The sequence below is a fragment of the Rhodanobacter sp. GW835-FHT13D09 genome (assembly GCF_058793995.1).
In genome coordinates this window covers 193,489-206,772 of record NZ_JBXAGL010000005.1, presented here as the reverse complement: position 1 = coordinate 206,772, position 13,284 = coordinate 193,489, and the positions used below count along the sequence as shown (strand labels likewise).

General features: G+C 71.0%; 4 protein-coding genes. 2 read left to right on the top strand and 2 right to left on the bottom strand.

Annotated elements, in window-relative coordinates:
- Positions 1 to 234: 234 nt before the first annotated feature.
- On the top strand, positions 235 to 2,715 hold the full coding sequence (locus tag AC1Q5A_RS09535) for a sensor domain-containing protein (protein ID WP_492700470.1): 2,481 nt from the start codon (positions 235 to 237) through the stop codon (positions 2,713 to 2,715).
- 74 nt (positions 2,716 to 2,789) lie between these two features.
- Here the strand turns inward: AC1Q5A_RS09535 and AC1Q5A_RS09530 are convergent, their stop codons facing one another.
- Positions 2,790 to 3,254, bottom strand: coding sequence for a GNAT family N-acetyltransferase (locus AC1Q5A_RS09530; protein WP_492700469.1), 465 nt, complete (start codon positions 3,252 to 3,254; stop codon positions 2,790 to 2,792).
- Between the two features lie 171 nt (positions 3,255 to 3,425).
- On the opposite strand from AC1Q5A_RS09530, the gene AC1Q5A_RS09525 reads away from it, so the two are divergent.
- A complete protein-coding gene (locus AC1Q5A_RS09525; RefSeq protein ID WP_492700468.1) occupies positions 3,426 to 12,059 on the top strand; it encodes a glycoside hydrolase family 94 protein in 8,634 nt (2,877 codons plus the stop codon).
- Between the two features lie 29 nt (positions 12,060 to 12,088).
- On the opposite strand, the gene AC1Q5A_RS09520 is transcribed toward AC1Q5A_RS09525, so the two are convergent.
- Positions 12,089 to 13,084: an integron integrase gene (locus AC1Q5A_RS09520; RefSeq protein ID WP_492700467.1), complete on the bottom strand. Its 996-nt coding sequence runs from the start codon at positions 13,082 to 13,084 to the stop codon at positions 12,089 to 12,091.
- Positions 13,085 to 13,284 lie beyond the last annotated feature (200 nt).

Genomic DNA, 13,284 nt, shown 5'->3' with positions numbered 1-13,284 from the left:
ACAAATCCGCTGGGAGCGAATTTGAACAGCCGCAGGCTGGCCCGTAGGGGGCATGCCAGGATGGCATGCATACGTGTACCGGACTCGCGACGGAAGAAAACCACAGGAAGTGGTTTTCTTCACAAGCACTGAACAGGTGGGAAAAAATCGCCCGTCGGCGACGGCTGGGCAAGCGCATCAACTCGGCGCATGATGGCGGCGCGCCGAGGGGGGCGTCATGCTGACGGAACGACCATGCGGCCGCCTGTGCCTGCCGAGGTATTGCCATCGCTTCCGGATGACTCCGAATGGCCCGCGCACGTCTCGCGCGGCGCGCCCGCGCTGCTGGCCTATCTCGATCTCGAGCAGCGCTTCCGCTTCGCCAACGACACTCATCGCCGCTGGCTCGGCATCGACCCGCAGCGGCTGATTGGCCGGCGCCTGATCGACGTGGTCGGCCGGCGCAACCACGAACTGGCCGGCGCGGCACTGGAGCGTGCCTACGCCGGCCACATGGCCAGCTACGAGGGCGAGCTGTACAACGGCAACACGCGGCGCTACGCGCACGGCAACTTCCAGCCGGATTTCGACACCGACGGCCGCGTCCGCGGCATCTTCACCGCGCTGGTCGACATCACCAAACGCCGCGATCTGGAGCTGCAGCTGCACGAGAGCGAGCAGCGCTTCTACAGCGCGTTCCAGCACGCCGCGATCGGCATGGCACTGACCCGCCCGGACGGCCGCTTCCTGCGCGTCAACGCGGCGGTGTGCCAGATGCTCGGCTACCGCGAGGAGGAGCTGCTCGCGCTGGACATCGCCGGCGTCACCCACCCGGACGACCTGGCGGCCGACGCGGAACTGATGGCGCAGCTGCTGGCCGGCGAGCGCGAGTCGTACCAGCTGGAGAAGCGCAGCTTCCACCGGGACGGGCGCGTGGTGCACATCCTGCTCAGCGTGTCGCTGGTGCGCGACGAGCGGGGCGCGCCGCTGTACTTCGTCCTGCAGGTGCAGGACATCAGCCAGCGCAAGGCGTTCGAAGACGCGCTGCACCGCGAGCGCGAGCTGGCCGAGGTGACCCTGCGCTCGATCGGCGACGCGGTGATCACCACCGACCTGCAGCTGCGCGTCACCTCGCTCAACCCGATCGCCGAGGCGATGACCGGCTGGAGCGGCGCCGAGGCGCAGGGCCGGCCGATCGAGGAGATCTTCCAGCTGATCGACGCCCGGCACGGCCACGCGGTGGCCAATCCGCTGCGCGGGGCGATCGAGCGGAACACCATCGTCGATCTGACCGACAGGGCCCTGCTGCGCCACCGCCACGGCTTCGACACGCCGGTGGAGGATTCCTCCGCGCCGATCCACGACCACGCCGGCAACGTGATCGGCGGCGTGCTGGTGTTCCACGATGTCAGCGAGACCCGCGCGCTGGCGCTGAAGATGATCCACCTGACCCAGCACGACACGCTCACCGGACTGCCCAACCGCAACCAGCTGCACGGGCAGGTCGGCCAGGCGATCGCCAGCGCGAACCGGCGCCAGCAGCGCGCCGCGCTGCTGTATATCGACATCGACAACTTCAAACAGGTCAACCAGCAGCACGGCCATGCGGTGGGTGACCGCGTGCTGCGCGCGTTCGCCGCCCGGCTGCACGGCTGCCTGCCCGGCGACGAGCTGCTCAGCCGCTACGGCGGCGACGAGTTCGTGGTGGTGCTGCCGCACCTGGACAGCGTCGGCGAGGCGGCCAGCCTGTGCCAGACCCTGATCAACCACGGCGAACAGACCTGCGTCGAGGGCGTGGCCGAGCTGGGCCTCCACCTGAGTATCGGCATCAGCGTGTACCCCGACGACGCGATCGAGCCGGACGCGCTGCTGCAGCACGCGGAGACCGCGCTGATGGCGTTGAAGACGCAGGGCCTGCACGGCTACCGCTTCTTCACCGCGTCGATGAACGAGCGGGCGCGGGCACGGCGGCGGATCGAGGCGGCGCTGCGCCACGCGCTCCCGCAGCACGAACTGGACCTGCACTACCAGCCCAAGGTGGAGGCGCACGGCGGGCGCATCGTCGGTGCCGAGGCGCTGCTGCGCTGGCATGCGGACGGGCGCGAGCTGTACACGCCGGACCAGTTCGTGCCAGTCGCCGAGGATTCCGGGCTGATCCTGCCGATCGGCGCCTGGGTGCTGCGCCAGGCCTGCCTGCAGGCGCAACGGTGGCGCGACCTGGGCCGGCCGATCCCGGTCTCGGTCAACGTGTCGCCGCTGCAGTTCCAGCATCCCGAGTTCTATCACTGGCTCGACGAGGTGCTGGAGCAGAGCGGGCTGGAGGCCGACCTGCTCGAGCTGGAGCTGACCGAGCGCATGGTGATGTCCGGCGGCGAGGCCACCACCGGCCTGCTGCAGCGGATCAAGCGACGCGGCGTGCGGCTCTCGCTGGACGACTTCGGCACCGGCTACTGCAGCCTGTCGTACCTGAAGCACTTTCCGATCGACGCGCTGAAGATCGATCGCGTGTTCGTGCGCGACCTCGCCAGCGACCGCGACACCGCCACCATCACCAGCGCGATCATCGCGATGGCGCGCAGCCTCGGCAAGCAGGTGATCGCCGAAGGCGTGGAGACGCGCGAACAGGCCGCCTTCCTGCGCCACGCCGGCTGCTCGCAGCTGCAGGGCTTCCTGTTCAGCGCGGCGGTGCCGGCGGCGGCGTTCGAGAAGCTGCTGCTGGCCGAACGCGGCCAGTGACGAACCCATAGGGCGGGCACCGCCCGCCGGCTCTCGCGCCGTCCCATGGTGCAGAGCGGCGGGCCGTGCCCGCCCTACGAAACCGGCTCCGCCAGCAGCGCCTCGTACATGAAATAGTGGCAGCGCTGCATGCCGAGCCCTTCGTAGGTGGCCTGCGCCCGCTGGTTTTCGGTCTCCACGTACAGGCGCAGGCCGACCGCGCCGGCGGCGGCGGCGCGTTGCGCCACCTCGGCGTACAGCGCGCGGAACGCGCCGACGCGGCGCGACGCGGGCAGCACGTACACGCTCTGGATCCACCAGAAATCGCCGCAGCGCCAGTCGCTCCACTCGAAGGTCACCAGCAGGCAGCCGACCGCGGCGCCGTCGTGCTCGGCCACCAGGTAGAAGCCGCGCCGCGGCTGCTCGAACACGCCGCGCACGCCACGTTCCAGCGTCGCCGGGTCGAGCCGGCGGTGCTCGGTTTCCCACGCCATCGCCGCGTTCCAGGCGGCCAGTGCGGGCAGGTCGGTGAGGGTGGCGGCGCGAATCTGCAGCGGCACGGCATGACTCCGGTGAAGGTCGGGCACCCATCCTAGCGTGCGCGCCCTTCACATGCCGGCGCGTAGGGTCGGGCGCAGCGGCGATGTCCACTCCCCCCATGGGCCACGCCGACGCTCCGCCCGCATGGACGCCTCGCGGCCGGTCCGGTGCGAGGCTCGAGGAAAACCGTTGTGAACACCGGCAACCTGCTCGATCTGCTCAAGCTGCGACGCCTGGAGGCGTTCCGCCGCCGCCGCGCCGCCGCGCGCACGCGCCCGGAACAGGAGCCGGCGCTGCGCGCGGAACTGTTCAGTATCGAGCAGATGGAGCGGCACGGCCGCGCGCTGGCGGCCCAGCACCGGCTCAGCGCGCGCTCGAGCATGGATCTGCTGCTGGAACGGCTGGCCGACAACGAGGCGGTGCTCGCGCACACCTGCGAGCGGCTGACCGGCGCGACCCGCAAACGGCGCCGGGTCACTCCCGCCGGCGAATGGCTGCTGGACAACTTCTACCTGATCGAGGAGCAGATCCGCATCGCGCGGCGGCACCTGCCGAAAGGTTACAGCCGCGAGCTGCCGCGGCTGGCGAACGGCCCCTCGGCCGGCCTGCCGCGGGTGTACGACATCGCGCTGGAGATCATTTCGCACGGCGATGGACGGGTCGACACGCACAGCCTGCGCCGCTTCGTCGATGCCTATCAGGACGTGGCCCCGCTCAGCCTGGGCGAATTGTGGGCGATCCCGATCATGCTGCGGCTGGCGCTGATCGAGAACCTGCGCCGCGTCGCCGCGCGGGTGATGGCGGACTGGCGCAGCCGCGGCAAGGGCGCGCGCTGGGCCGAAAACATGACCGCCACCGCCGAACGCGACCCGAACTCGGTGGTGCTGGTGGTGGCCGACATGGCGCGCTCGGACCCGCCGATGAACGGCCCGTTCGTGGCCGAGATGGCGCGCCGGCTGCAGGGCCAGAGCCCGGCGCTGGCACTGCCGCTGAGCTGGATCGAGCAGCGCCTGGCCGCGTCGGGGCAGAGCATCGAGCACCTGGTGCAGCAGGAGGCGCAGCAGCAGGCCGCCAACCAGGTCTCGATCGGCAACAGCATCGGCAGCCTGCGCACGCTGTCGGCGATCGACTGGCGCGATTTCGTCGAACGCTGCAGCCTGGTCGAACGCTGCCTGCGCGAGGACCCTGCCGGCGTCTACGCGGCGATGGATTTCGCCACCCGCGACCGCTACCGCCACGTGGTGGAGGCGATCGCGCGAAAGCACCGGCTGATCGAGCTGGAAGTGGCCGAGGCGGCCACGGCGCTGTGCCGGGACGAGCTTCGCGCCGACACCACGCCGCTGTCCGCGCACGTGGGCTACTACCTGATCGACCGCGGCCGACCCCGGCTGGAGCAGCGCCTCGGCATCCGCCCGCGGCTGCGCGAACGGCTGCGGCGCGGCTTCGACCGGGCGCCGCTGCCGATCTACCTGGGCCTGCTGGCGTTGCTGACCTTCGCGTTCGCGCGACCGCTGGTCGCCGCCGCCGCGCATGGGCAACTGCCGACGTGGGCACTCGTCGCGATCGCGCTGCCGGCGATCGTGCTGGCCAGCCAGCTGGGCCTGAGCCTGCTCAACTGGATGGCCACGCTGACGATCGCGCCGCGACGGCTGCCGCGGATGAACTACGCGCACGGCATCCCGGCCAGCGCGCGTACGCTGGTGGCGGTACCCAGCCTGATCGCCACCACGCAGGACGTGGAGAACCTGGTCGAGGCGCTGGAGGTGCGCTTCCTCGGCAACCGCGACGATCACCTGCATTTCGCCCTGCTCACCGACTTTGCCGACGCGGAGCAGGAATCGCTGCCCGGCGACGATGCGCTGCTGCAGCTGGCGCGGCGACGCATCGAGGCGCTCAACGAGCGCTATGCCAGCGCCGGCGCCGACCGCTTCTTCCTGTTCCACCGGCCACGCCGCTGGAACGCCGGCGAGCAATGCTGGATGGGCCACGAGCGCAAGCGCGGCAAGCTGGCCGACCTCAACGCGCTGCTGCGCGGCAACGGGCACGGCCGCTTCATGCTGGTCGTGGGCGACGTCGCCACGCTGCCGCCGGTGCAGTACGTGATCACCCTGGACACCGACACCGAGCTGCCGCGCGACACCGCGCAGGCGTTCGTGGGCACCATCGACCACCCGCTCAACCGCGCCGTGTACGATCCCGAACGGCGGCGCGTGGTCAGCGGCTACGCGATCCTGCAGCCGCGCGTGGGGATCAGCCTGCCCAGCACCGCGCGCTCGCGCTATGCGCAGCTGTACGGCAGCGACGCCGGCATCGACCCGTACACGCAGATGGTCTCGGACGTGTACCAGGACGTGTTCGGCGAGGGCTCGTTCATCGGCAAGGGCATCTACGCGATCGATCCGTTCGAGCGCACCCTGGACGGCCGCTTCCCCGAGAACCGCATCCTCAGCCACGACCTGGTCGAAGGCTGCCACGCGCGCTCGGGCTTGCTCAGCGACGTGCAGCTGTTCGAGGGCTGCCCGGCCCGCTACGGCGACGACGTGAAGCGCCGCCACCGCTGGATCCGCGGCGACTGGCAGCTGCTGCCATGGCTGCTGCCATGGGCGCCGACCGCGCACGACGGCTGGCGCCGCAACGCGCTGACCGCGCTGTCGCGCTGGAAGATCCTCGACAACCTGCGCCGCAGCCTGGTGCCGGTGGCGGTGCTGGCGCTGCTGCTGGTCGGCTGGCTGGCGATCGTGCCGGCGCTGTCGTGGACGCTGGCGGTACTCTCGATGGTGCTGCTGCCGGCGCTGCTGTCGGCGCTGCTGGAACTGGTGCAGAAGCCGCGCGAGGTGCAGCTCGACCAGCACCTGCGCGCCAGCTTCCGCACCGGCATGCAGCACCTTGCGCGGATGGCGCTGGGGCTGGCCTGGCTGCCGCACGAGGCGCTGTACCACCTCGACGCGATCGTGCGCACGCTGTGGCGGATGGCGGTCAGCGGGCGCCACCTGCTGCAGTGGCAGGCCTCCGGCGAGGTCGAGCGGCGCGGCGGCAATGCGCCGGCGGCGCTGTGGCGGCTGATGGGCATCGGCCCGGCGCTGGCGCTGCTGCTCGGCATGGTGCTGGCGCTCGAACGCCCCATGGCGCTGTGGCTGGCGGCGCCGTTGCTGCTGCTGTGGCTGGGCTCGCCCGCGATCGCCTGGTGGATCAGCCAGCCGCGCGCGCCGGATACGTTCGCGCCCAGCGCGGCGCAGCGGCGTTTCCTGCGCACGCTGGCGCGACGGACCTGGGCCTTCTTCGAGGTCCACGTCGGCGCCGACGAGCACTGGCTGCCACCGGACAACCTGCAGGAGCTGCCCGGCCCCACGATCGCCCACCGCACCTCGCCCACCAACATCGGCATGGCGCTGCTGGCGAACCTGGCCGCGCACGACTTCGGCTTCATCGGCGGCGGCCGCCTGCTCGAACGCACCCGGCTGACCCTGGCCACCATGCAGCAGCTGCCACGCCACCGCGGCCACTTCTACAACTGGTACGACACGCAAAGCCTGCTGCCGCTGCCGCCGCTGTACGTCTCGGCGGTGGACAGCGGCAACCTCGCCGGCCACCTGCTGACCCTGCGCCGGGGCCTGCTGGCGCTGGCCGACGAGCCGGTGTTCCAGCTGCGCGTGCTGCACGGCCTGGGCGACACGCTGGCGCTGCTGCACGACGCGCTCGATGCGGACGCCACCCGCGCGCTGCGGCCGTTGCAGCAGGCACTGCAGGACGCGCTGGAGGCGCCGCCGAGCCGCAGCAGCGACGCGCTGGCGCTGCTGCAGCGGCTGGACGGGCACGCCCGCGCGCTGGTGCCGATCCTCGCCCCCGAGCCCGGCGGCGACGTGGCGTTCTGGCTCGATGCGCTGCTCGGCCAGGCCGATCGGCTGGTCGACGAGGCGCTCGCCTTCGAACTCGATCCGCCGGACGACGACGACGCCGGCTTCAGCCGCATCCCCGCCCTGCGCCAGCTGGCGCGGATCGAGCCGCTGTGCTGGCCGACCGAGGCCGGCGCCGACGCGGTGCGCGAACGCGCGGCCGAGCGCATCGCCGCGATCGAGCGGCTGGCGCAACAGGCCGGCGAGCTGGCCGAGATGGATTTCCGCTTCCTCTACGACAGTGCGCGCGACCTGCTGGCGATCGGCTACAACGCGGACCAGCGCCGGCTCGACGCCGGCTACTACGACCTGCTGGCATCGGAGGCACGGCTGGCCAGTTTCGTCGGCATCGCGCTGGGCCAGCTGCCGCAGGACAACTGGTTCGCGCTGGGCCGCCTGCTCACCACCGTGGGCGGCGAGCCGGTGCTGCTGTCGTGGACCGGCTCGATGTTCGAGTACCTGATGCCGAACCTGGTGATGCCCAGCTACGAGGGCACCCTGCTCGACCAGACCTGCCGCGCCGCGGTGGCGCGGCAGATCGAGTACGGCAACCAGCTCGGCCGGCCGTGGGGCATTTCCGAATCCGGCTACAACATGCTCGATGCGCATTTCACCTACCAGTACCGCGCGTTCGGCGTGCCCGGACTGGGCCTGAAGCGCGGACTGGGCGACGACGTGGTGATCGCGCCGTACGCCAGCGCGCTGGCGTTGATGGTGGCGCCCGCGGCGGCGACGCGGAACCTGCAGCGGCTGGCCGAAGCCGGGGCCGGGGGCCGCTATGGTCTGTACGAGGCGATCGACTGCACCCCGGCGCGGCTGCCGCTGGGGCAGGATTCGGCGCTGGTACGGCAGTTCATGGCGCACCACCAGGGGATGAGCCTGCTGGCGCTGGGCCACGCGCTGCTCGGCCGGCCGATGCAGCGGCGCTTCGAGGCCGACCCGCAGTTCCAGGCCACCGGCCTGCTGCTGCAGGAGCGCGTGCCGAAGACCGCCGCCGAATACCTGCACGCCTCCGGCTTCCCCGAAGCGGAGGGCGCGGCGCGGCCGGTCGAGGCGCGGCTGCGCGTGTTCACCGATCCGGACCGTCCGCGACCGGCGGTGCAGCTGCTCTCCAACGGCCGCTACCACGTGATGCTGAGCAGCGCCGGTGGCGGCTACCTGCGCCGCGGCGAGCTGGCGCTGACCCGCTGGCACGAAGACATCACGCGCGACTGCTGGGGCATGTTCTGCTACCTGCGCGACGTCGCCAGCGGCGACTGCTGGTCGACCACCTACCAGCCCACGCGGCGCAAGACCGAGCTGTACGAAGCGATCTTCTCCGACGCGCGCGCCGAGTTCCGCGTGCGCGAACGCGAGTTCGACGCGCATACCGAGATCGTGGTGTCGCCGGAGGACGATATCAGCCTGCGGCGCACCCATCTCACCAACCGCGGCCGCACCCGGCGCACCATCGAGCTGACCAGCTACGCCGAGGTGGTGCTGGCGCCGCCGGCCGCCGACGCGGCGCACCCGGCCTTCAGCAAGCTGTTCGTGCAGACCGAGCTGTTGCCGGCGCTGCAGGCGATCGTGTGCACGCGGCGGCCACGCAGCGCCGACGAGCAGCCGCCGTGGCTGTTCCACCTGCTGGCGGTGCACGACGCCGACATCAGCCAGATTTCCTACGAAACCGATCGCGCGCGCTTCATCGGCCGCGGCCGCGACACCGCCGAGCCGCAGATGCTCGACCGCGAGCAGGCGCAGCTGTCCAACAGCGCCGGCGCGGTGCTCGACCCGATCGTGGCGATCCGCTGCCGCATCACGCTGGAGCCGGAGCAAACCGCCACCATCGACTTCGTCACCGGCTACGCCGAACAGCGCGACGACTGCCTGCGGCTGATCGGCAAGTACCGCGACCGCAACCTCGCCGACCGCGTGTTCGACCTGGCCTGGACCCACAGCCAGGTGCTGCTGCGCCAGCTCAACGCCAGCCTCGCCGACGCCCAGCTGTACGAACACATGGCCACCGGCATCCTGTACCCCAACGCCAGCCTGCGCGCCGACCCGGCGCTGCTGCGCGGCAACCGGCGCGGCCAGTCCGGGCTGTGGGGCCAGTCGGTCTCCGGCGACCTGCCGATCGTGCTGCTGCAGATCGCCAGTCCGTCGCGGATCGAGCTGGTGCGCCAGCTGGTGCAGGCGCACGCGTACTGGCGGCTGAAGGGTCTGGCGGTGGACCTGGTGATCTGGAACGAGGACCGCGCCGGCTACCGGCAGGAACTGCACGACCTGATCATGGGCCTGATCGCCTCCGGCAGCGAGGCCAGCCTGCTCGACCGCCCCGGCGGCATCTTCGTGCGCCCGGGGCAGCAGCTGTCCGGCGAGGACCGGCTGGTGATGCTGGCCAGCGCGCGGATGGTGCTCGGCGACAGCCGCGGCAGCCTGGCCGAGCAGATCAACCGCCGCCACGTGGAAACGCATGCCCCGCGCTTCGAACCGAGCCGGCCCCGGCGCATCGGCAGTGCCATGCTCGGCGCCGACGCCGCGGGCGGCCTGCAGCTGGCCAACCCGCACGGCGGCTTCAGCGCCGACGGCCGCGAGTACGTGATCACCCAGACCGCCGGCAGCGCCACCCCGGCGCCGTGGTGCAACGTGCTGGCCAACCCGCAGTTCGGCACGGTGATCTCCGACAGCGGCAGCGCCTACACCTGGGGCGAGAACGCGCACGAATTCCGGCTCACCCCGTGGCACAACGACCCGGTCGGCGACGGCGGCGGCGAGGCGCTGTACCTGCGCGACGAGGAAACCGGCCAGCTGTGGTCGCCCACGCCGCTGCCCTGCGGCGGCAGCGGCAACTACATCACCCGCCACGGCTTCGGCTACAGCGTGTTCGAGCACCACGAGGACGGCATCCACTCCGAGCTGTGGGTCTACGTGGCGCTGGATGCGTCGGTGAAGTTCTCGGTGCTGAAGCTGCGCAACGACTCCGGCGCGCCGCGCCGGCTCAGCGTCACCGGCTACGTCGAATGGCTGCTCGGCGACCTGCGCGAGAAGACCGCGATGCACGTGGTCACCGAGTCGGACCCGGCCAGCGGCGCGCTGTTCGCGCGCAACGCGTACAACAGCGAGTTCCCGAACCGGGTGGCGTTCCTCGACGTGGAGGACCCCGCGCGCGGCATCGACGGCGACCGCAGCGAATTCCTCGGCCGCAACGGCAGCATGCGCGCGCCGGCGGGGTTGGCGCGCGCCCACCTGTCCGGCCGGCTCGGCGCCGGGCACGATCCGTGCGCCGCGCTGCAGACGATGGTGACGCTGGACGACGGCGAGCGGCGGCAGCTGATCTTCCGCCTCGGCCTGGGCCGGGACGCCGCCGAGGCCAGCGCGCTGGTGCAGCGCTTCCGCGGCAGCGGCAGCGCCGCCGACGCGCTGGACAAGGTGCGCGCGCACTGGGCCCGCGTGCTCGGCGCGGTGCGGGTACGCACGCCGGAGCCCGCGCTCGACGTGCTCGCCAACGGCTGGCTGCTGTACCAGACCATCGCCTGCCGGCTGTGGGCGCGCAGCGGCTACTACCAGTCCGGCGGCGCGTTCGGCTTCCGCGACCAGCTGCAGGATTCGATGGCGACGATCCATGCCGCGCCAGCGCTGGCGCGCGCGCAGCTGCTGCTGTGCGCCGCGCACCAGTTCGCCGAAGGCGACGTGCAGCACTGGTGGCACCCGCCGCTGGACCGCGGCGTGCGCACCACCTGCTCCGACGACTACCTGTGGCTGCCGCTGGCCACCGCGCGCTACGTGCTGGCCAGCGGCGACCGCGGCGTGCTGGACGAACGCGTCGGCTACATCGAGGGCCGCGCGCTGCACCCCGGCGAGGAGTCGTACTACGACCTGCCGCAATCCTCCGGCCTGCACGAGACGCTGTACCGGCACAACGTGCGCGCGATCGAACACAGCTTCGCGCAGCGCGGCGCGCACGGCCTGCCGCTGATCGGCGGCGGCGACTGGAACGACGGCATGAACCGGGTCGGCGAACAGGGCCGCGGCGAGAGCGTGTGGCTGGGCTTCTTCAGCGGCGAGGTGCTGACCCGCTTCGCCGAGGTGGCCCGGCTGCACGGCGACGAGGCGTTCGCGCAACGCTGCGAAGGCGAAGTGGCCAAGTTGCGCACCGCGCTGGAACAGCACGGCTGGGACGGCGCCTGGTACCGCCGCGCCTACTTCGACGACGGCACGCCGCTGGGCTCCCGCAGCAACGACGAATGCCGGATCGACTCGATCGCGCAGAGCTGGTCGGTGCTGTCCGGGCTCGGCTCGCCCGAGCGCCAGCGGCAGGCGATGGATGCACTGGACACCCACCTGGTGCGCCGCGACGCCGGCCTGGTGCAATTGCTGGCGCCGCCGTTCGACAAATCCGCGCTCGACCCCGGCTACATCAAGGGCTACGTGCCCGGCGTGCGCGAGAACGGAGGGCAGTACACGCATGCGGCGATCTGGGCCACGATGGCGTTCGCCGAACTCGGCGACCGCGAGCGCGCGTGGGAACTGCTGCGCATGATCAACCCGGTCAGCCACGGCAGCGACGCCGCGCGCATGGAGGTCTACAAGGTCGAGCCCTACGTGGTCAGCGCGGATGTCTACGCCGTCGCCCCGCACACCGGCCGCGGCGGCTGGAGCTGGTACACCGGCTCCGCCGGCTGGATGTACCGGCTGATCGTGGAGTCGCTGCTCGGCCTGCGCCTGGAAGCCGGCAAGCTGCGCTTCGCGCCGGTGCTGCCGCCGGAATGGGAAGGCTACTCCGTCGACTACCGCCACCACGACACGCTCTACCGGATCACCCTGCACCAGAGCGACGCCGGCACGCCGAGCACGCTGTGGCTGGATGGCGAGGTGCAGGCCGACGGTGGCATTCCGCTCGCCGACGACGGGGCGGAGCACAGCGTGGAATTGAACTGGCCGCGCCGCACTTAGAACCGGCCGAGGCGACGGTGCCCCTGCGCTCAACGGTCCAGCGGGCTCAGCACACCGTGGCCGCCGCGGTTGAGCACATGGGTGTAGATCTGGGTTGTCGCCACGTCCTTATGGCCGAGCAATTCCTGGATCGTGCGGATGTCCTGGCCAGCCTCCAACAGATGGGTGGCGAACGAGTGGCGCAGGGTGTGGCAAGTCGCCGGCTTGACGATGCCGGCCTTGAGCCGCGCGTTGCGCACCGCGCGCTGCAGGCCGGCCTCGTCCACATGATGGCGTCGCCGCTCGCCGTCGCGTGGATCGCACGACAGCTGGTCGGACGGAAACACGTACTGCCATCCCGGCTCGCGCGGCGCCGACGGATACTTGCGCGCCAGCGCATGCGGCAGCCACACCGCGCCCAGGCCCGCCGCCAGATCCTGCTGGTGGATCAAGCGCACCCGCTCCAGCTGCGCCTGCAGCGCCTCGCGCAGGCGTCGCGGCAACGGCACATGCCGGTCCTTGCCGCCCTTGCCATCGCGCACGCAGATCTGGTTCAGCTCGAAATCCACGTCCTTCACGCGCAGGCGCACGCACTCCATCAGCCGCATGCCCGAGCCGTACAACAGCGAGGCCATCAAGCCGAAGCGGCCATCCATCATCGCCAGCAGCCGGTTCACCTCGTCACGCGAAAGCACCACCGGCACCCGCTGCGGCCGCTTCGCCCGCACCACCGTCTCCATCCACGGCAGCTCGACCGACAACACCTCCTTGTACAGGAACAGCAGCGCCGACAGCGCCTGGTTCTGCGTGCCCGCCGCCACCTGGCCCTCGACGGCCAGCGTGCTCAGAAAGCCCTCGACCTCCGCCGCCCCCATCTCGCGCGGATGCCGCTTGCCGGTGGCCAGGATGAACCGGCGAATCCAGCCCACGTACGCCCGCTCCGTCCGCAAGCTGTAATGCTTCAAGCGCAACCGCGCACGCACCTGATCCAGCAACCGCGGTGCTTTCGCCCCCGTTACACCCTCATTTTCGCCCCGATAACTCATACACCCTCAAAAGTCGCCGATAACAACGACAGCATGCCCGTCCGCCCCGCGCAGGACATCAACGCAAGGCCATGATCCGATGTAGGAATCCGCCGCTTGTGCGGTCAGAAATGGCGCCGCATACTCCGCGCAACACCCCACTTTTGGGGTCTACTTAGCGTTAGGCTTCCCATAAACAGAACTTGTGGAGGACTGAATGC